Here is an 18,655-nt window from a genome sequence, read left to right on the forward strand (position 1 = left end):
CCACCCCTCGGACGCCATCCTAGGCGGCGGCCCTGGTGCGGTGGACCGCCTGGAGCAGCCCGACGGCCAGCAGCCCGGCCACCGTGGCCGAGCCGCCGTAGGAGACGAACGGCAGCGGCACGCCCACCACCGGCATGAGCCCCACGGTCATGCCCACGTTCACGAACGTCTGGAACGCGATCCACGACACCACCCCGCCGGCCAGCACGGTCCCGTACAACGAGTCGCTGCGCCGCGCGATGGCCAGCCCGCGCCACAGCAGCGCCCCCACGGCCAGCACGATGAGCGCCGCCCCGGCGAACCCCAGCTCCTCGCCCGCGACCGTGAAGACGAAGTCGGTGTGCTGCTCCGGCACGAAGTGGCCGGCCGTCTGCTCGCCGTTGAACAGCCCCTTGCCGTAGAAGCCGCCCGACCCGATCGCGATGCGCGCCTGGACGGCGTTGTACCCCGCACCGCCCGGGTCCGCCCCGGGGTCGGCCAGCACGAGGAGCCGTTCGATCTGGTACGGCCGGACCAGCCCCAGCCGCCAGGCCGCCGCCCCCGCGCCCGCGGCACCGAGCGCCAGCACCAGCAGCCACCGCTTGGGCGCCCCCGACACCAGCAGGGCGCCCGTGACCATGGCCGCGAACACCAGCATCGTCCCCAGGTCGGGCTGCAGCGCGATGAGGCCGATCGGCGCCGCCGCCAGCGCCAGCGCCAGCATCACCCCGCCGAACCCCGGCCGCCGCTGCCCGTCGCGCAGCTCGCCCAGCGGCACCGCGAACGCCAGCGCGAGCGCCACCTTGGCCAGCTCGGACGGCTGCAACCGCAGCCCCGGCGCCAGCGTGATCCACGAGTGCGCCCCGTTCACCCGCACGCCCAGCGGGGTCAGCACGGCCGCGAGCGAGACCAGGGCCAGCACGTACGCCACGGGCACGTACGCCCGCAGCACCCGCAGATCGACCCGCGAGACCAGCCACATGAGCGCCAGCCCCAGCCCGACGGCGACCGCCTGCCGCACGAGCAGCGTGTGGTCGCCCTCCATCCGCGTGGCCGACCACACCAGCAGCAGCCCCATCGCCGACAGGGCCAGCGCGAGCAGCGTCAGCACCCGGTCGGGCGCGGCCAGCGCCGGCGCCCACGCCAGCCGCCGCCGATCGGGCGCCCCCGGCGTACGCGCCCATGGCGCTCTCATCGCCGCTCCCTGAGCCCCAGGATGCCCTCCCAGATGTCGCGCGCCGCCGGAGCCGCGCCCTCCGCGCCCAGGCCGCCCTCCGACAGCACGACCACCACCGTGTAGGCCGGATCGGGGGCGAAGGAGGCGAACCAGGAGGTGTCGCGCCGCCCGAACGACTCCGCCGTTCCCGTCTTGCCCGCCACCGCGATCTGGTCGAACGGGAACCCCTCGAAGGCGCCCGCCGCCGTCCCCGAGCGCGGCACCTCGCTCAGCGCCCGCCTGATGAAGTCCAGCGTCGCGGGGGAGGCGGGCAGCCGCCCCGCCACGGGCGGCTCGACGGCGCGCGCCGTGCTCCCGTCCGGCCGCACGATCTTCAGCCCCACGCGCGGGCTGAACAGCGTCCCGCCGTTCGCCACGGCCGCGTACGCCCGGGCCAGCTGCAGCGGCGTCACCAGCACGCCGCCCTGCCCGATGGCGAAGTTCGCCGCGTCGCCGCCCCGCCACACGCTGCCGCCCCGGCAGTTCTCCCTGGCCAGGGCCGTCAGGTACGCGGCCCGCGCCCGGTCGTCCAGCTCCGGGTAGCCCTTGCCCGCGCGGCGGCAGGTCTCCTTCCGCGTCGCCTGCCAGCGCGCCTTCTTCGACGCCGGGCCGGGCACCGCGCCCGCCGCCTCGCCCGGCAGGTCCACGCCGGTCGGCCGCCCGAACCCGAACCCGCGGGCGGTCCGCTGCATCGCGTCCGAACCGCGCTGCCACAGCTCGTCGGCGAGCCGGTAGAAGATCGTGTCGCACGACTCCACCAGCGCGCCGCGCATGGTCATGCGGCCGAGGTCGGCGCTGCCGAAGTTCCTGAACAGGCGGTCGCCCACGGTGTAGCCGCTCGGGCAGCCGTACGTGGCGCCGAGCCCGTACCCGGCGCTCGCGGCGGCGGCCACCGAGGTGACCTTCCACGTGGAGCCGGGCGCCCACTCGCCCTGCACGGCCCGCGCCAGCAGCGGCAGCTCCCGGTACTCGCCGGCCGTCACGCCGTCGGTCCACACGCCCGGGTCGTACGAGGGCCGGTCGGCCATCGCCACCACCCGCCCCGTCCACGACTCCATCACCACGGCCGCGCCCGACGAGCCGCCGGCGCTCGACAGCGCCCGGCCCAGCGCCGCCTCGGCGACGGCCTGGATGCGCGCGTCGATGCCGGTCACCAGCGTGTCACCGGGTACGGGCGGATCCTCCCGGATGGTCCTGGTGACCCGTCCCGTATGGTCCACCGCCACCTCGCGCCGTCCCGCCCGCCCGGCCAGCTCCCGGTCGTACGCGCCTTCGAGGCCGTCGCGGCCCTTCGCGCCCTGCACGTACCCGAGCAGGTGCGCCGCCGCCGCGCCGTACGGGTAGGCCCGGACGGGCCGCAGCTCCGTGCGCACGCCGGGGAAGTCCTGCTGGCGCTCGCTGACCCGCAGCGCCGCCACGCCCTCGGCGACGGGGATCGGCTCGTACGGCGACCCCTGCCAGCACGGCTGCGCCACCTCCGGCCCGCACAGCCGCACCTTCTCCGCCATCTGCCGGTACGTCCGGCCCAGCGCCTTCCCCAGCCTGGTCAGCACCACCTCGCCGCCGTCCGGCTGGTGGGCCAGCTCGACGGCGTCCACGGTGACCACCGGCCTGGTCCTGTTCGTCGCCAGCGGGCGGCCGGCCACGTCGAGGATCCGGCCCCGGGTCGGGGGCAACGGCACGGTCCTGATCCGCACGTCGGCCGCGGCCCGCGCGTACCTGTCGCCGTCGGCGATCTGCAGCTGCCACAGCCGGGCGAGCAGCGTGAGCATCATCGCCGCCACGGCCAGCCGCAACACGAACAACCTGGCCCTAGACACGGCCCGGCCCCCACCGGCCCCGCGCCGTCAACCCGAACCGGCTTTCCGGCGGTGGCCCGAACGGGCCCGGCGATCGCGGTCCTGCCCGGTCCCGCGCCGCTCGGACGGCCTTCCGCCGCGCGATCAGCACCCCCACCGGCGCCCCCAGCAGCACGGTCCAGGCCAGCGTGGGCGGCAGCTCGGGGACGACCGCCGGCCAGGGATCGTCCCCGAGCGCCATGGCGGCCGCGGCCTGCAGCAGGACGCCCATGGCGGCGCCCGCCGCGGCCACCGGGAGTGGCCTTCCCGTACGCCAGTGCCCGGCCACCAGACCGGTCACCGCCAGCGCCAGCGCCGACCGGCCCACCGTGCCGTCGGCGGGCGGCGTCACGTCGGCGGCCAGCCCGGCCACCAGCCCGGCCGCGCACCCCCACACCGGCCCCCTGCCCAGCGCCGTCCACACCACGGCCAGCGTCACCAGGTCGGGCCCGCCCCACGGCCACCGGTTGACCAGCACCACCTGCAGCAGCGGCGCCACCACCACCATCACCACCGCTCCCACGACCTCACCTCCCGGCCGTCCTGGAGGAAACCCACCACCCGTCCCCCCCGGCGCACTTCACCCGCCCCACCCTCCTGCGTCGCTGAACTCGCAAGACGACCGCCTGTCCCGCGCCTGAACCCGGACAGGCCGGAGGACGGTGAGCACCGCGCGCCCCTCGGTTGGGCGGTCCGGGCGCGGCACGATGACCACCGACAATCCCTGGGCCGAGCCGCTCGGCCGGGCCAGGATGACCCCCGGAGGTCCCTCGGCAGGGCGGTCCGGGCACGGGCCGACAGCCAACGGGCATCGCTCGGCCGGGCGGCCAGGACAGGGCAAGGCCGCATTCCGCCGGTCACCGGTCCGGCTCCGGGAGGATCACCGTGACGAGGTCGAGGGCGGACAGGCGGGCGGCGGGCCGTACCAGGGCCGTGCGGGTGGCCGCGCCCGGCGCCTGCTCGATCGCGGCGACGGTGCCGATGGGCACCCCTGCCACGTACGGCCGCCCGCCCTCCGAACCCAGCGTCACGACCCGGTCGCCCACCTTCAGCGGCGCGTTCGGGTCGAACAGGCTCAGCCGCAACGTCCCGTCCCCCGGCACCCCCGTGACCAGCCCCAGCTCGCCCGAGCCCGCCATGCGCGCCCCCACGGACGACCCCGCGCCGGTGACCAGGGAGACGGTGGCCGTCGAGGGCCCGGCCCAGGTGACCTTGCCGACCAGCCCGTCGGCGTTCAGCACGGTCACGTCCCTGACCACGCCCGCGTCGGCCCCGGCGTCGATGCTCACCTGCCGCCCCCGCCCGAACCCGACCACGTGCGCCGCGACCCCCACCGCCGCGACCCCCACCGCCGCCGCCCCGCCCGAGGCCGTCGCCGAGCGCTCCGCCACCAGCAGCGCGGCCCGTAGCCGCGCGTTCTCCGCCTCCAGCTCCCGCACCCGCCGCTCCCCGCCGGCGGAGCCGCCGATCCACCCGCCGACCGATCGGCTCACCGCGCCGATCGTGTTCTGGAGCGTGCCGTACACGGCCGACCCCGCCATCCGTACGGGAGCCAGCGGCGTCACCGTACGGTCGACCACGACGAGCAGCACCCCCGAGGCGAGTACCAGCAGGACGAACGCCCGCCTCACCGCCGGGACCATTCGGGCAGCAGGACGTCCCGCATGGCCTGGAAGCGGTCGACGCAGCGGCCCGCGCCCAGCGCCACCGAGTACAGCGGCTTGTCCACGACCCGGATCGGCATGCCGGTGGCCTCGCCCATCCGGTCGGCCAGGCCGCGTAACAGGGCGCCGCCGCCGGTCAGCGCGATGCCGTTGTCGAGCAGGTCGCCGGCCAGCTCGGCCGGGCACTGGTCGAGCGTCGCCTGCACGGCGTCGATGATGGTCTGCACCTGGTCCTCGATGGCCTCGCTGATCTGCTCGGAGGTGATGACGGCGGTCTTCGGCAGCCCGCTGACCAGGTCGCGGCCGCGTACCGGGGCGGAGGTCTTCGGTTCGTCAGGCGCCGCGGGCGAGGCGGCGTCGGGCTGCCTGGCCCTGGACCGGAACGGGTTCCACCGGTGCGGCGCGGGCGGCGGCTCCTCCTCCACGGCGACCGCCGGCCCGTCGTCGGCGGTGAGCGGGACGCCGACCCGGTGCCGGCCCCGGGGCAGGGCGTCGGACTCGCGCACGGGCGCGGGCCGCACCACGCCCAGCTCGATCTTCAGGCGCTCGGCCGTACGGTCGCCGAGCAGCAGCGCGTGCTCCTTCTTGGTGTGGGTGATGATCGCCTCGTCCAGCTCGTCGCCGCCGACCCGCAGCGACCTGGCGACCACGACGCCGCTCATGGACACGATGGCGACCTCCGTGGTGCCGCCGCCGATGTCGACCACCATGTTGCCGGTGGCCTCGCCGACCTTCAGCCCGGCGCCGATGGCGGCGGCCATCGGCTCCTCGATGATGTGCACGCGGCGCGCGCCCGCCTCGTAGGCGGCCTCCTTGACGGCCCGCTGCTCGATGGAGGTGGTGCCGCTCGGCACCGCCACGACGACGCGCGGCTTGGCCAGGAACCTGCTGGGATGCGCCTTCTGGAGGAACATGCGGAGCATGCGCTCGGCGGCGTCGAGGTCGGCGATCACGCCGTCCTTGAGCGGCCTGATCGTGGCGATGTGCGGGGGAGTGCGCCCCACCATGCGCTTGGCCGCCCTGCCGACGGCGACGACGGTGTTCCTGTGCAGGTTGATCGCGATGACGGAGGGCTCGTTGAGCACGATGCCCTTCCTGCGGACGTAGACGAGGGTGTTGGCGGTGCCGAGATCGACCGCTATGTCATGACCGAGAAGACCCCATGCGAATGCCATGTGCCGCAGCCTTTCGACCGGGAAGGGCAGGGGACCGCTGCCCGCACACGCGCTGCCCTAGGCGATTTGCCCACAAACGTCTTATCTCTGTATCCGTCGACGTTCTGGCAGGTCACCCGCGGGGGGCTGACGACGAAACGACGAGAAGCCCCAGGATCTGGGGCTTCTCAGGAGCTGGTGGACGATACTGGGATTGAACCAGTGACCTCTTCCGTGTCAGGGAAGCGCTCTCCCGCTGAGCTAATCGTCCTTACGAGGTGGCGACGGGATTTGAACCCGTGTGGACGGCTTTGCAGGCCGCTGCCTCGCCTCTCGGCCACGCCACCGAGCCGGAAGCTCCGAGCGGAAGACGGGATTCGAACCCGCGACCCTCACCTTGGCAAGGTGATGCTCTACCACTGAGCCACTTCCGCGTGCGCCCCGCTCACACCGGGCGACGAGAGAACTCTAGCGAATCTCGGCCCAGTCCCCAAACTGGAATACGCCCGAGCCGTTCACGTATGGCCGCCGTTGACCCCGATGTGCCGTCCCGTGACGAAGGAGGCGCCCTCCGAGGCGAGGCACTAGGCTCTGGTGACTCCCGCCGGGCGCGGACCCTCGGTCTCCAGCACGTACTCCTGGCCGGAGACCGCGCGGTTGTCCTCGACGACCCGCTGCGACGGCGCCGGCTCGCCGCCCATGATCGTCTCCTGGGCCCGCTGGAACCGCTCGTGGACGCCCTCGACGTACCCCGTGCCCAGCGTGGTGCGCTCGCCCTGGGTGGCGGCCAGGTCCCGCAGGTAGGCCCGGTTCGGCTCGAACGTCACCGGCGGCGGGCAGGCCGGGGCGAGCACCTGGTCGGGGTCGCGCCCGTCGAACCGCTTGAACAGCTCGGCCGCCAGCCGCAGGTGCTCCAGCTCCATGGCAAGGTGCAGTTCCCACACGCTCCGCACCCGGGGGTCGGACTCGGTCTCCACGAACGAGTGGTACAGGTAGCACTCGTTGTACTCGTGGTTGAGCAGCATCTCCCACCAGCTCTCCCCCGGATCCGCCAGGGACTCGTAGTGGGTGACGTGCCCCTCCTCGACCAGCGCGACCTCCTGGTACAGCCGGCGGGCGGCCGGCTCGGCGAACATGGGTCCCGCGGTCATGTGGAAGTTCATGGTCTGCTGCTCGACCGCCATGACCGTGAGCGCGTGCAGGCGCGACAGGGGCTCGGTCGTCCGCTTCCGGTACGGCTCGCGCACGTTGTCCATCGGGTCCCGGTGGTGCAGGGACGTCGGCCGCCCCGGCATCACCTCGGTCAGCCCGTCCACGATCTTGTCGGCACCGCGGTGCTCGAGCGTCTCGTACAGGTTGGCGTACCGGTAGAGGTGGTCGACGTGCTCCAGCAGCCCGAACTGGTACGCCTGCCGCAACGTCGCGTCCGGTTCCATCCGCGCCACCCACGCCGTCAGCTCCACCGCCGTCTGCTCGTAGGCGAGCGTGGTCTCCAGCACCGACGACACCCCGGACAGCAGCCAGTTGACCGCCTTCTGCTGCTGCGCCTCGATGGAGCGCACCTTCGCCAGCTCCTGCCGCAGCCCGGTGTCGGGGCAGTGCCGGGCGAGATGGTGGCTGAAGAAGATCGCCTCCGTCTCGATCCCGTTCATCGCGATGATCCGGCAGCGCGTGTACGGGTCGGCGTGGTCGGGGTCGATCGGCGGGACGTCCAGCGCCCGCCAGTCGCGCGGCTGCTCGTCCAGCGGGATGCCCCGCTCGCGGAGTGGGTCGAAGGCCATGTCGCCCGCGTACCCGGGGCGATATCGGGCAACCTCCGCGTTCGGTCCTCGAACGGCCCGCGTTCGGTAAGGAGAAGCGTGCCCCCGCGAGGGCCGGGGTACTGCGCCGACGTGGGTGAACAAGATGTCATCGATTTGCTGATGGCCCAGCACGGCCTGATCAGGGACCTGTTCGACGAGGTCGAGCAGGCGCCTCCGGACCGCGTGGAGGAGGCGTTCGACCGGCTGACGCGGATGCTGTCCGTGCACGAGACGGCCGAGGAGGAGATCGTCCACCCGTACGCGCGCAGGAAGCTCGACAACGGGCAGGGTGTGGTGGGTGACCGCCTGCACGAGGAGAACCGCGCCAAGCGGCTCCTGCTGGAGCTGCACAAGGGCGGCGTCGACCATCCCCGGTTCTGGGAGCGGCTCCAGGAGCTGCGCGCGGCCGTGACCGTGCACGCCCGCAGCGAGGAGCGGTACGAGTTCGCCAAGCTGCGCGCCCGCACCTCCACGGTCGAGCGGCGGGCCATGGCCGCGGCGGTGAAGGCGGCCGAGAGCCTCGCGCCGCTGCGCCCGCACCCCGGCACCGAGACGGCCACCAAGAACATGCTGATGGGCACGCCGATCGCGCTGATGGAACGGGCGCGGGAGATGATCCGCAAGGGTCTCGGCAAGCACGGCTGACCTTCACGCGGCGGGAGCCGGCACTTCCGCATGGGCAGAGGGCCTGACGCTTCGACGTGGGACGAAATGTCGGCGTACTAGCGTCGGAGGCATGGAGTACATCGCTCATGACGCCGACATCGCGCCCGTCGCCGCTCTCATCGCGGACCCGACGCGGGCCGCGATCCTGACCGCCCTGCTCGGCGGGCGGGCACTGGCGGCGGGGGAGCTGGCCAGGATGGCCGGGGTGAGCGCCGCCACCGCGAGCGCCCACCTGGCCAGGCTGCTCGACGGCGGGCTGGTCGACGTGGTGCGCCAGGGCCGCCACCGCTACTACCGCCTGTCCGGGCATGACGTGGCCGAGGTGCTGGAGGTGCTGGCCAGGGTCAGCGCCCGCCCGCCCGTGCGCTCGCTGCGCCAGTCGCGGCAGGCCAGGCAGCTGGAGGAGGCCCGCACCTGCTACGACCACCTCGCGGGACGGGCCGGCGTGGGCCTGTTCGACCGGCTCAAGGACGGCGGCTACTTCGCCGCCCACGACCTGACCGACGCGGGCGAGCGGCTGCTGGCCGGCCTGGGCGTGGACGTGGCGGGCGCGCGCCGGTCGCGCAGGCGCTTCGCCCCCGAGTGCCTGGACTGGACCGAGCGCAGGTCGCACCTCGGAGGCGCGCTGGGCGCGGCGATCACCGGCGTTCTCCTCGAACGCGGCTGGTACGTGCGCGGGAAGGTGCCGCGCGCGGTGGCCCTCACCGACGAGGGCAGGGAGGGGTTGTCGGCGCTGTTCTCCGGTAAGGAGCTAACATCTGGTACGCCGGTTACCTAGCAACGAGAGAGACACCATGCGCGACAACGGAGTCGTGAACGTCGGTCCCGAACCCCTCACCTTCGGCGACGTCGTCGAGGTCGCCCGTCACGGAGCACCCGTACGCCTCACCGACGACGCCCTGGCCGCGATCGCCGCGGCCCGCCAGCGGGTGGACGAGCTGGCCGAGAGCCCGCAGCCCGCGTACGGCATCTCGACCGGGTTCGGCGCACTGGCCACCCGCCACATCGACCCGGCGCTCCGCGCCCAGCTGCAGCGCTCCCTGGTCCGCTCCCACGCGGCCGGCAACGGCCCCGAGGTCGAGACCGAGGTGGTGCGGGCCCTCATGCTGCTGCGCCTGCACACGCTGGCCACCGGCCACACCGGCGTCAGGCCGACCACGGCCAAGGCCCTGGCCGCCCTGATCAGCGCGGGCATCACCCCGGTCGTGCACGAGTACGGCAGCCTCGGCTGCTCCGGCGACCTCGCGCCGCTGGCGCACGTCGCCCTGACCCTGATGGGCGAGGGCGTCGTGCGCGACGCGTCCGGCACCCTCCTGCCGGCCGGCGAGGCGCTCAAGCAGGCCAGGATCGAGCCCGTCGAGCTGGCCGCCAAGGAGGGCCTGGCCCTCATCAACGGCACCGACGGCATGCTCGGCATGCTCATCCTGGCCATCGAGGACCTCACCAGGCTGGTGCGGACCGCCGACGTGAGCGCCGCGATGAGCGTGGAGGCGCTGCTCGGCACCGACCGGGTGTTCATGCCCGAGCTGCAGGCCCTCCGGCCGCACCCCGGGCAGGCCCTGTCCGCCGCCAACATGACCGCGGTCCTGCGCGACTCCGGCATCATGGCCAGCCACCGCGACCCGGAGGCGTGCACCCGCGTCCAGGACGCCTATTCCCTGCGCTGCGCCCCGCAGGTGGCCGGCGCCGCCCGCGACACGATCGCGCACGCCGCCACCGTGGCCGGACGGGAGCTGGCCAGCGCCGTGGACAACCCGGCCGTGCTGGCCGACGGCCGCGTCGAGTCCAACGGCAACTTCCACGGCGCGCCCGTGGCGTACGTGCTAGACTTCCTGGCCGTCGTGGCCGCCGACCTGGCCTCGATGTCCGAACGGCGTACCGACCGGTTCCTCGACGTGGCCCGCAACCACGGGCTGCCCGCGTTCCTGGCCGACGATCCCGGCGTGGACTCGGGCCACATGATCGCCCAGTACACCCAGGCGGCCATCGTCTCCGAGCTCAAGCGCCTGGCCGTGCCCGCCAGCGTCGACTCCATCCCCAGCTCGGCCATGCAGGAGGACCACGTGTCCATGGGCTGGTCGGCGGCGCGCAAGCTGCGCAGATCGGTCGACGGGCTCACCCGCGTGCTGGCCGTCGAGGTGCTCACCGCCGCCCGCGCGCTCGACCTGCGCGCCCCGCTGGAGCCGGCGCCCGCGACGGCGGCCGTGGTCAGGGCGCTGCGCGAGACCGTGCCCGCGCCGGGCCCCGACCGGTTCCTGGCGCCGGAGATCGACTGCGCCGTGCGCCTGGTGGCCGACGGCGGCGTGGTGGCGGCGGCGGAGTCGGTCACCGGCCCGCTGGCGTGAGCGCGACCACGAGGTCCACCTCCAGCAGCAGGCCCGGCATGAACAGCCTCGGCACCTCCACGGTCGTGCTGGCCGGAGGCGTGCCGGTGATGTACTTCCGCCGGACCCGCCCGTACTCGACGCGCTTGTCCATGTCCGTCAGGTACGTCCGGATGAACGCGATGTCGCCGAACGTCGCCCCCTGATCGGCGAGGATGCGGGAGACGACCTGGAAGACGTGCTCGGCCTGGGCCGTCATGTCGCCCTCGCCGACCACGTTCCCCTGCTCGTCGAAGGCGGCCTGGCCGGAGACGTAGAGCAGGTCACCGGCGCGAACGGCGTGCGAGTACGCGCCGTTCGTGGCCGGGACCGTCGCCACGTTCACCGGGACCGCGCGGGGGCGCGTACCCCCTCCGACGTGTTCGGCGATGGCCGTCACGTCGCGCTCTCCGAGCCCCGCCGCCCGCGCGTCCTGGAGCCTGGCCCTGGCGGCGCCGGCCACCGGCGCGCCCGCCCAGGCGGCCAGTTCCAGGTCCTTGGCCGCGTGGGCCAGCGAGTAGCGGGTCTCCGTCGGCGGCACGCGCAGCCGCTCCGCGAGCGTGCCCAGCGGGGTGCCGGACAGCACGTCGATCAGCGCGTCACGGTCCACGCCGTGCGCCACGCCGTACGCGAACGTCTCCGCCAGCAGCACCTGGGCGGGCACGAGCGCGCTCATGACGGCGAGTTTCATGGCCGCGCCCGAACCCAGCGGGCCCAGCTCCCGCACGCTTCCGAACACCGACAGCACCTCGCGGCAGCCCGACACGTCGCCACCGGCCAGCACGGTCAGCGTGCCCTCGGCCGCCGGGCCCACGCTGCCCAGCACCGGCGCGTCCACCAGCCCCACCTCGGGCGGCAGCAGCGCGCGCAGCTCGCGCACCGCCTCGGGCCCGATCGTGGACATCTCCACCACCGTCACGCCGGGCCGCAGCCCCGGCAGCGCCGCCGACAGCACCTCACGCACCGCGGCCGGGTCGCTGAGCATCGTGATGACCAGCTCCGCGCCGTCCACCGCCGCCGCGGGCGTCACGCCCGTCCCGCGCCGCCACGCCGTCACCTTGTGCCCGGCCGGCTCCAGCCGCCGGGCCATGAGGACGCCCATGCGTCCTTGTCCGAGGAAAGCAATCACGCGTTCAGTGAATCGGCAGTGCCAGGCATTCCACAAACGACTAGATTGCATACCAGCCATGCGTGATGTGAATGCCTTCGACCCCGGAGCCCTGCGGCTGCTCCACGAGATCGCCGCCGAGGGCTCGTTCACCGCCGCCGCCGAGCTGCTCGGCTACACCCAGTCGGCGGTCTCCCGCCGCGTCGCCGCGCTGGAGCGCGCCGCCGGAGGGCCGCTCTTCGAGCGCCTGGCCCGAGGGGTGCGCCTGACGCCCGCCGGCGAGGCGCTGCACCGGCACGCCGTCGCCGTGCTCGACCGCCTGGAGCGCGCGGGCGAGGAACTGGCCGCCATCCACGGCGGGTGGGGCGGCACGCTGCGGGTCGGCGCCTTCGCCACGGCCAACGTCGACCTGGTGCCCGGCACGCTCAGGCGCTTCACCGAGCGGCGGCCCGGCGTCGAGCTGCGCGTGACCGAGGGGCTCACGGCCCGCCTGATGGACCGGCTGCGCGCGGGCGCGCTCGACGTGGCCGTGATCAGCGACTACCCGGCCGGGCTGCCCGCCGAGGCCCCCCGTACGGTGCTGCTGCGCGAGGACCGGCTCTACGTCGCCCTGCCCGGCGGGCACCCGCTGGCCGGCGACGCCGACGTGGACCTGCGCGACCTCGCCGGGGAGACGTGGATCGAGGCCGCCCCGCGCGGGCAGCCGACGCTGCTGGTGACCGCGTGCGCGGCGGCCGGCTTCAGGCCGCGCGGCGGGCCGCGGGTGGCCGAATGGTCGGGCAAGTTCGGGTTCGTCGCGGCCGGGCTGGGCGTGACGCTCGTGCCGGAGCTCGCCGCGCGGGCCGTGCCGCCCGCGCTGGTGCTGCGGCCACTGCGGGGCATGGCCCCCGCGCGCAAGGTGTACGCGGCTCTGCCCGAGACGCCACTGCCCGCGGCGCTGGAGCTCGCCGAAATGCTGGGAGAATGGGAAGCGTGTACGACGGCTTCGCCTTTTTAGGCGGTCTGTGCGCGACCGGGCTGCGTGACGTGACCTCCGACCTGGCCGCGCTCGACGGCGAGGGCTGGTGGGCCGTCGTCGTCGACTACGAGGGCAAGGTGACGTGCGCCCGGTTCGACCGGGTGCGCGAGTGGCCCATGCCCGCGCCCGCCGCCCCCTGGTACGGCCCGCGCCCCGGGCAGTGGCGCAGCTCCCTCGACCGGGCCGCCTACGAGCGCGGCGTGCGCGCCATCCGCTCCGCCATCGAGCGCGGCGAGGTCTACCAGGCCAACCTTTGCCGGATTTTGACCGCCCCCGTCCCGCCCGACGCCGACCCGCTCGCCCTGGCCGCCCGCCTGGCCGCCGGAAACCCGGCCCCCTACTCCGCGCTCATCCGGGTCCCCGGGCTCAGCGTGGTCTCGGCCTCGCCCGAGCTCTACCTGTCGCGCGACGGCGACGTCGTCGAGTCCGGGCCCATCAAGGGCACCGGCGTCACCGCCGCCGACCTGCTGGAGAAGGACTACGCCGAGAACGTGATGATCGTCGACCTCGTCCGCAACGACCTCGGCCGGGTGGCCGCGGTCGGCTCGGTCGAGGTGCCCGCGCTCTGCGCCGTCGAGGAGCATCCCGGGCTCGTCCACCTCGTCTCCACGGTCCGGGCCAGGCTGGCGCCGGGCGCGGGCTGGCCGGAGCTGTTCGCCGCCACCTTCCCGCCCGGCTCCGTCACCGGCGCGCCCAAGTCATCGGCCCTGCGCATCATCAATGAGCTCGAACCAGCCCCCCGGGGGCCGTACTGTGGGGCCGTGGGCTGGGTCGACGCCGACCGCCGCCGGGCGGCGCTGGCCGTGGGCATCCGCACGTTCTGGATCTCGGGAGGCGAGATCCGGTTCGGCACAGGAGCGGGCATCACCTGGGGCAGCGACCCCGGGCGCGAATGGCTCGAGACCGAGCTCAAGGCAGCCAGGCTCATCTCACTGGCATCCACAGGAGGAAATGAATGGACATCCCCGTCTGGGTCAACGGCGAGCTGATCGACCCCGCGCAGGCCAGCGTGTCGGTGTTCGACCACGGGCTCATGGTCGGCGACGGCGTCTTCGAGACGATCAAGATCGTGGACGGCCGGTCGTTCGCGCTCACCCGCCACCTCGACCGGCTGGCGCTCTCCGCCCAGCGCATGGACCTGCCCGAGCCCGACGTCGAGGCCATCGCCGACGGCATCGGCAAGCTCCTGGAGGTCGCGCCCGCCTGGTCGCTCGGCCGCATCCGCGTCACCTACACCAGCGGCCCCGGCCCGCTCGGCTCCGACCGCGGCAACCAGGGCACCACCTCCGTCGTCATCGTGGACGAGCAGAAGCCGTTCCCGGCCACCGCCAACGTCGCCGTCGTGCCCTGGCCGCGCAACGAGCGCGGCGCCCTGTCCGGGGTCAAGAGCACCTCGTACGGCGACAACGCCAAGGCCCTGCTGCACGCGAAGAAGCGCGGCGGCGGCGAGGCCATCTTCGGCAACCTGGCGGGCAACCTCTGCGAGGGCACCGGCTCCAACATCTTCATCGTCCGCGACGGGCGCCTGCTCACCCCGACGCTCGAGTCCGGCTGCCTGGCCGGGGTCACCCGGGCGCTGGTGCTCGAATGGTGCGGCGCCGAGGAGACCGACGTGCCGCTGTCGGCCCTGTACGAGGCGGAGGAGGCGTTCCTCACCTCCACCACCCGTGACGTGCAGCCGATCAAGCTGGTCGACGACACGGAGCTGCCGGTCGCGCCCGGCCCGATCACCACGAAGGCCATGCGCGTCTTCGCCGAGCGCTCCGCGGCCGACCTCAATCCCTGAGCACCCACCGGGCTTCGCGGCGGCTCACCGCCGGGCGGTGAGGTACGCTCGTGCCCCGCAACTGATCTTGTGAGGCATGTGTGGCAGTCGGTCCGCTCCGTCCCGGTGACCCCACGGCAGTGGGGGAGTTCCGCGTCGTGGGCCGCCTCGGCCAGGGCGGGCAGGGTGTCGTCTACCTGGCCGAGTCGCCCGACGGCGGGCGGGCCGCCGTCAAGGTGATGACCGGCGGCATCGACCGGGCCTTCGCGCGCGAGCTGGCCGCCGCGCGGAAGGTCGACGAGTTCTGCACCGCCCGGGTGCTGGTCGCCGACCTCGACCACGACCCGCCGTACGTCGCCAGCGAGTACATCGACGGCCCCGCCCTGTCGGCGGCCCTGTCCTCGGCGGGGCCGGTGCGCGGCGCCGCTCTGACCCGGCTCGCCATCGGCACCGTCACCGCCCTGGCCGCCATCCACCGGGCCGGGGTGGTGCACCGCGACTTCAAACCGGCCAACGTGCTGCTGGGGCCGGACGGGCCCCGGGTGATCGACTTCGGCGTCTCCCGGCTGGTGGACGCCTCCGCGACCAGGGGCACGGCCATGGGCACGCCGCCGTACATGTCGCCGGAGCAGCTCTCGGAGTCCACGGTGGGGCCCGCGTCGGACATGTTCGCGTGGGGCTCGACGATCACGTTCGCGGCGACGGGCCGGCCGCCGTTCGGGAGCGACACGTTCCCGGCGGTGGCGTACCGGATCCTGAACGGCGAACCGGACCTGGGCGACCTCGCGGAGCCGCTGCGCGGGATCGTGCTGCGCTGCCTGGCCAAGGACCCCGCGCGGCGGCCCACCGCCCGCACGGTGCTGTTGGAGCTCCTGGGCGAATCCCCCGATCTGTCGTCGTCCGCCCCCTCCGGCCCCGCCGTCCCGGGCTCCGTCGCGTCCGGCCTCGGCACCCTGCCACCCGGCGCCTCCGCGGCGCACTCCGCCACCGGGCACGAGCCTTCCACCCCGGCCCCCGTACCCTCCCCGGCGAGCGCGGGCGTGCCCGGCCAGGACACGGCCGGTCCAGGGGCGGTGGCGGACGGGCGGGTGGGGCGGCGGGCCGTGCTGCTCGGGCTGGGCTCGGTCACCGTGGCGGCGCTGGCCACGGGCGGTGTGGTGTGGTGGCGCACGTCCGCCGGCGCGCGATCCGTACCCCAGGGTCCGGGGACGACGGCCTTATCGGCCACCGGAGCGGGCAGCACGACGGCCCCGCCCCAAACCGGCACCCCCTCAGAAGAAGCGGGGACCCCGACCGGGCAGGACGCGACTCCGAGCGACTCCCCGGCGGCCGAGGAACCGATCACCGCGCCGCCCGCCAACGGCCAGAAGCTCGCCATCGCCATGGAGACCGCGATCTCGGTGCGCCCGATGGCCGACATGACGTTCGAGGGCGGCCTCTCGCAGAGCGACTTCCAGCCCACGGCGAGCGGCCGGATCCGCTTCCTGCCCGACGCCGGATACAGCGACGGCAGCTGCGATTTCGACATGCACGTCACCGCCCCCGGCCTGGAGCCGATGGAGGTGGTCATGCGGGCGGCCAGCTCGCACGACCTGTACATCGACCGCAAGCGCCTCGGGGTGGACGCCGAGCACGACGGCCGGGCCTACATCGACATGATCGTCGCCATGTCCGCTCCCGGCGTCGTCTTCGCCCTCGTCGCGCACACGACGGGGGTCAGCAGGGCGGGCCGCCGTTATTCCGGCGGCCTGCTGACGCAGAACGCCCCAACCACCATCCAGCAGCAGCTCGCGGGCCCGGCGGGCTGGAAGCTGAGCGACCTGGAGGACACCCGCCTGAGCTGGAACCTCGAACTCGACGCCGCCAACCGGCCCAAGAGCTTCCTGCTGTCCTGGCGCGTGTCCATCAGCGGCACGGAGCTGGCCTCCACCTACGCCACGACGTACAAGAAGTGGCGCGAGGGGGACAGGATCGCGGCGCCACGCTGAACCGTCCCCCGGGCCTTGGGGGATCAGTACGACTTCTGGGTCTGTACGTTGAAATCGTCCATCTTGACCTGCTTGGCCGGGTCGGTGAGCGGGTCGTCGATCCGCAGGACGTCCAGCCCCTCCCGGATGTCGCTCGAGTAGATGTAGCCGTTGTAGTAGTACGCCGACCAGGTGCCCGCGATGCCGCCGCCCGGGTAGGGGCCGCGCTCGAAGTAGCCGATCTCCTTCGGGTCGGCGGAGTCGGTGAAGTCCCAGATCGACACGCCGCCCTGGTACCACGACTGCACCATGATGTCCTTGCCCGGCACCGGGATCAGCGAGCCGTTGTGGGCCACGCAGTTCTCGTCGGGCTGCTGCTCCCGGGGGATCTTGAAGTAGCCGCGCCGCTCCAGCTTGCCGTCGACCAGGTCGTACACGGCGTCGGCGCCCTTCGTGGACGGCGTGGTGCGGTCGCAGGTGGCCTGGACGCCGCCGCCCAGCTCGTCGCTGAAGACGACCTTGGTCGCGTCGTTGTTGAAGGTCGCCGAGTGCCAGATCTGGAAGTTCTCCGTGTCGGTGATCTGCTGGAGCACCTTCGGGTTGACCGGGTCGGAGATGTCGAGCAGCACGCCGTCGCCGAAGCAGGCGGCCGCGGCGAGGTTCTTCTCGGGGTACGCGGTGATGTCGTGGCAGCCGGAGGCGAGCTCGGAGTGATGCCGCTCAGGGAAGATATTCGGCTTCGCCACGATTTTTGCGGACTCGGGGGCCTTTGTCGGGATTTCTACGATCTGGATGAGCTCGTGGGGTGCCGGGCAGGTCGCCGAGTCGGGCTCGGGGCCGGGAGAGGAGACGTACACGTACAGCGTCTCCCCGGCGGGGACCATCGTGTGCGTGTGCGAGCCGCACTCGGTCGCCACCGCGCCGACGTACTCGGGGCTCTTCTTGTCGCTGATGTTGAAGATGCGCAGGCCCTCCCACTCGCGGCCGTCGCTCGCGTCGCACTCGGGACCGCCGACCGGGTGGTCGACCGACAGGACGAGCAGGTCACCGTACACGGTGACGTCGTTCTGCTGCGCCGGGCAGGCCACCTGGCTCACGAGCTGAGGCTTGGTGGGGTCGGCGATGTCATAGATCGCGAATCCGCCGAAGTTGCCCACGTACACGTAGTCGCCCTGGAACGCCAGGTCGGTGTTGAAATCCTCCTCGCCGTTCAGCGGGGCCGTCCTCGGCAGGTTGGCGACGAGCTTGACGTTCTCGCTCGTCATGACCTCATCCGAGGAAGCGCCGGTCCCCTGCGTCGCGGTGGAGGCGGGCGTCGGCTCCCCGGATGGCTGCTCGTTCCCCGCACACGCGGAGGTCACCAGCAGCACCGTGCACAACAACGCTCCGCGCAACATGGCAGAGATCAACGCGCATCCCCTTTGTCTCGTAGCTCACCATGGAAGCTATGTCAGGAGATTCGCGGCCGCGCACGGTCTTCATCACGATTGTTATGACCACGTATGTCCTCGCCGCCTGCTCCCAGCAGCCCCCCGCCGGTCCCGACCCGGTGGGCACCGAAGCGCCCGTCATCGTACCGGGGAGCCCGGGAGCGCCCGGCCGCACCGCGACGCCGGGAGAGCGGGTCGGGCAGACGCCGGCGCCGACGGTCGCCGCGGACGTGCGCTTCGCGGAGGCCATGATCCCGCATCACCGCCAGGCCCTGGAGATGACCGCGCTGGTGGACGACCGCACGACCACGGCCACCATCCGCTCCTTCGCCCGCCAGATCACCGCCGCCCAGACCCCGGAGATCAGGACCATGACCGGCTGGCTGGCCGAACTGGGCCGGCGGCCCCCCGCCGCGCACGAGCACGAGGATCAGCAGGCGGCGGCGTACGGCATGGCCACGACGGAACAGCTGAACGCGCTGCGGGCGGCCCGGGGCACGGCCTTCGACCGCATGTTCCTGCAGCTGATGACCCGGCACCACGAGGGCGCGGTGAAGATGGCGGGGGAGGAACTCGCAGCCGGGCGCGACCAGCGGATGCGCCTGCTGGCCAAGGACGTGTACTCGGGTCAGAGCATCGAGATCGCCCGGATGCGGAAGGTCCTGGAGGACATGCCCGCCTGAGC

General features: G+C 73.4%; 16 protein-coding genes and 3 tRNA genes. 8 read left to right on the plus strand and 11 right to left on the minus strand.

Annotation, left to right across the window (positions count from 1 at the left end; all coding sequences use genetic code 11):
- Window positions 1-19 precede the first annotated feature (19 nt).
- The 9 genes from rodA to FH608_RS23075 form a co-directional block, all read right to left on the minus strand.
- Complete coding sequence (rodA, locus tag FH608_RS23035; RefSeq protein ID WP_139632636.1) at window positions 20-1,174, minus strand: rod shape-determining protein RodA; 1,155 nt, start codon at window positions 1,172-1,174, stop codon at window positions 20-22.
- Window positions 1,171-3,015 (minus strand): penicillin-binding protein 2, encoded by a 1,845-nt coding sequence (mrdA, locus tag FH608_RS23040; RefSeq protein WP_226899796.1) that lies wholly within the window; start codon window positions 3,013-3,015, stop codon window positions 1,171-1,173. The genes rodA and mrdA overlap by 4 nt, the downstream gene beginning before the upstream one ends.
- A complete protein-coding gene (locus tag FH608_RS23045; protein WP_139632637.1) occupies window positions 3,008-3,556 on the minus strand; it encodes a rod shape-determining protein MreD in 549 nt (182 codons plus the stop codon). Before FH608_RS23045 ends, mrdA begins: the two co-directional genes overlap by 8 nt.
- Window positions 3,557-3,890: 334 nt before the next feature.
- On the minus strand, window positions 3,891-4,664 hold the full coding sequence (gene mreC / locus FH608_RS23050) for a rod shape-determining protein MreC (RefSeq protein WP_193318569.1): 774 nt from the start codon (window positions 4,662-4,664) through the stop codon (window positions 3,891-3,893).
- Window positions 4,661-5,872, minus strand: coding sequence for a rod shape-determining protein (gene mreB / locus FH608_RS23055; RefSeq protein ID WP_139632639.1), 1,212 nt, complete (start codon window positions 5,870-5,872; stop codon window positions 4,661-4,663). The genes mreC and mreB overlap by 4 nt, the downstream gene beginning before the upstream one ends.
- Before the next feature lie 175 nt (window positions 5,873-6,047).
- Window positions 6,048-6,122: transfer RNA gene (locus FH608_RS23060), tRNA-Val, on the minus strand.
- Between the two features lie 5 nt (window positions 6,123-6,127).
- Window positions 6,128-6,198 (minus strand) — tRNA-Cys (locus tag FH608_RS23065).
- A 15-nt stretch (window positions 6,199-6,213) separates the two neighbouring features.
- Window positions 6,214-6,285: transfer RNA gene (locus FH608_RS23070), tRNA-Gly, on the minus strand.
- 150 nt (window positions 6,286-6,435) lie between these two features.
- Window positions 6,436-7,632 (minus strand): hypothetical protein, encoded by a 1,197-nt coding sequence (locus FH608_RS23075; protein ID WP_139632640.1) that lies wholly within the window; start codon window positions 7,630-7,632, stop codon window positions 6,436-6,438.
- Between the two features lie 111 nt (window positions 7,633-7,743).
- On the opposite strand from FH608_RS23075, the gene FH608_RS23080 reads away from it, so the two are divergent.
- The 3 genes from FH608_RS23080 to hutH all read left to right on the plus strand — a co-directional run bounded on the left by FH608_RS23080 (window position 7,744) and on the right by hutH (window position 10,664).
- A complete protein-coding gene (locus FH608_RS23080; RefSeq protein WP_139632641.1) occupies window positions 7,744-8,298 on the plus strand; it encodes a hemerythrin domain-containing protein in 555 nt (184 codons plus the stop codon).
- Window positions 8,299-8,389: 91 nt separating this feature from the next.
- Window positions 8,390-9,097 (plus strand): ArsR/SmtB family transcription factor, encoded by a 708-nt coding sequence (locus FH608_RS23085; protein ID WP_139632642.1) that lies wholly within the window; start codon window positions 8,390-8,392, stop codon window positions 9,095-9,097.
- A 16-nt stretch (window positions 9,098-9,113) separates the two neighbouring features.
- Complete coding sequence (gene hutH, locus FH608_RS23090) at window positions 9,114-10,664, plus strand: histidine ammonia-lyase (RefSeq protein ID WP_139632643.1); 1,551 nt, start codon at window positions 9,114-9,116, stop codon at window positions 10,662-10,664.
- Here hutH and FH608_RS23095 read toward each other — a convergent pair.
- On the minus strand, window positions 10,645-11,871 hold the full coding sequence (locus FH608_RS23095) for a Rid family hydrolase (RefSeq protein WP_317135576.1): 1,227 nt from the start codon (window positions 11,869-11,871) through the stop codon (window positions 10,645-10,647). The two genes, hutH and FH608_RS23095, sit on opposite strands and share 20 nt — an antisense overlap.
- On the opposite strand from FH608_RS23095, the gene FH608_RS23100 reads away from it, so the two are divergent.
- The 4 genes from FH608_RS23100 to FH608_RS23115 all read left to right on the plus strand — a co-directional run bounded on the left by FH608_RS23100 (window position 11,870) and on the right by FH608_RS23115 (window position 16,561).
- On the plus strand, window positions 11,870-12,787 hold the full coding sequence (locus FH608_RS23100; protein ID WP_139632645.1) for a LysR family transcriptional regulator: 918 nt from the start codon (window positions 11,870-11,872) through the stop codon (window positions 12,785-12,787). The genes FH608_RS23095 and FH608_RS23100 overlap by 2 nt on opposite strands.
- A complete protein-coding gene (locus FH608_RS23105) occupies window positions 12,754-13,797 on the plus strand; it encodes a chorismate-binding protein (RefSeq protein ID WP_139632646.1) in 1,044 nt (347 codons plus the stop codon). The genes FH608_RS23100 and FH608_RS23105 overlap by 34 nt, the downstream gene beginning before the upstream one ends.
- Complete coding sequence (locus tag FH608_RS23110; protein ID WP_193318570.1) at window positions 13,764-14,594, plus strand: aminotransferase class IV; 831 nt, start codon at window positions 13,764-13,766, stop codon at window positions 14,592-14,594. Before FH608_RS23105 ends, FH608_RS23110 begins: the two co-directional genes overlap by 34 nt.
- 80 nt (window positions 14,595-14,674) lie before the next feature.
- Window positions 14,675-16,561 (plus strand): serine/threonine-protein kinase, encoded by a 1,887-nt coding sequence (locus FH608_RS23115; RefSeq protein ID WP_139632647.1) that lies wholly within the window; start codon window positions 14,675-14,677, stop codon window positions 16,559-16,561.
- Between the two features lie 23 nt (window positions 16,562-16,584).
- On the opposite strand, the gene FH608_RS23120 is transcribed toward FH608_RS23115, so the two are convergent.
- A complete protein-coding gene (locus tag FH608_RS23120) occupies window positions 16,585-17,805 on the minus strand; it encodes an LVIVD repeat-containing protein (protein ID WP_226899797.1) in 1,221 nt (406 codons plus the stop codon).
- A 227-nt stretch (window positions 17,806-18,032) separates the two neighbouring features.
- Here FH608_RS23120 and FH608_RS23125 point away from each other — a divergent pair, with 227 nt between their 5' ends.
- A complete protein-coding gene (locus tag FH608_RS23125) occupies window positions 18,033-18,653 on the plus strand; it encodes a DUF305 domain-containing protein (RefSeq protein ID WP_139632649.1) in 621 nt (206 codons plus the stop codon).
- Window positions 18,654-18,655: the final 2 nt, after the last annotated feature.

This window comes from Nonomuraea phyllanthi (assembly GCF_006334985.2).
GTDB lineage: Bacteria > Actinomycetota > Actinomycetes > Streptosporangiales > Streptosporangiaceae > Nonomuraea > Nonomuraea phyllanthi.

What these genes read in the sequence shown, in the direction of transcription:
- FH608_RS23075 (WP_139632640.1), bottom strand. Translation starts at nt 7,632, where the DNA reads ATGGCCTTCGACCCACTCCGCGAGCGGGGCATCCCGCTGGACGAGCAG.
- FH608_RS23125 (WP_139632649.1), top strand. Translation starts at nt 18,033, where the DNA reads ATGACCACGTATGTCCTCGCCGCCTGCTCCCAGCAGCCCCCCGCCGGT.
- FH608_RS23100 (WP_139632645.1), top strand. Translation starts at nt 11,870, where the DNA reads ATGCGTGATGTGAATGCCTTCGACCCCGGAGCCCTGCGGCTGCTCCAC.
- mreB (WP_139632639.1), bottom strand. Translation starts at nt 5,872, where the DNA reads ATGGCATTCGCATGGGGTCTTCTCGGTCATGACATAGCGGTCGATCTC.
- hutH (WP_139632643.1), top strand. Translation starts at nt 9,114, where the DNA reads ATGCGCGACAACGGAGTCGTGAACGTCGGTCCCGAACCCCTCACCTTC.
- FH608_RS23105 (WP_139632646.1), top strand. Translation starts at nt 12,754, where the DNA reads ATGGGAAGCGTGTACGACGGCTTCGCCTTTTTAGGCGGTCTGTGCGCG.
- FH608_RS23120 (WP_226899797.1), bottom strand. Translation starts at nt 17,805, where the DNA reads ATGACGAGCGAGAACGTCAAGCTCGTCGCCAACCTGCCGAGGACGGCC.
- FH608_RS23095 (WP_317135576.1), bottom strand. Translation starts at nt 11,871, where the DNA reads ATGGCTGGTATGCAATCTAGTCGTTTGTGGAATGCCTGGCACTGCCGA.
- FH608_RS23085 (WP_139632642.1), top strand. Translation starts at nt 8,390, where the DNA reads ATGGAGTACATCGCTCATGACGCCGACATCGCGCCCGTCGCCGCTCTC.
- rodA (WP_139632636.1), bottom strand. Translation starts at nt 1,174, where the DNA reads ATGAGAGCGCCATGGGCGCGTACGCCGGGGGCGCCCGATCGGCGGCGG.
- FH608_RS23110 (WP_193318570.1), top strand. Translation starts at nt 13,764, where the DNA reads ATGGACATCCCCGTCTGGGTCAACGGCGAGCTGATCGACCCCGCGCAG.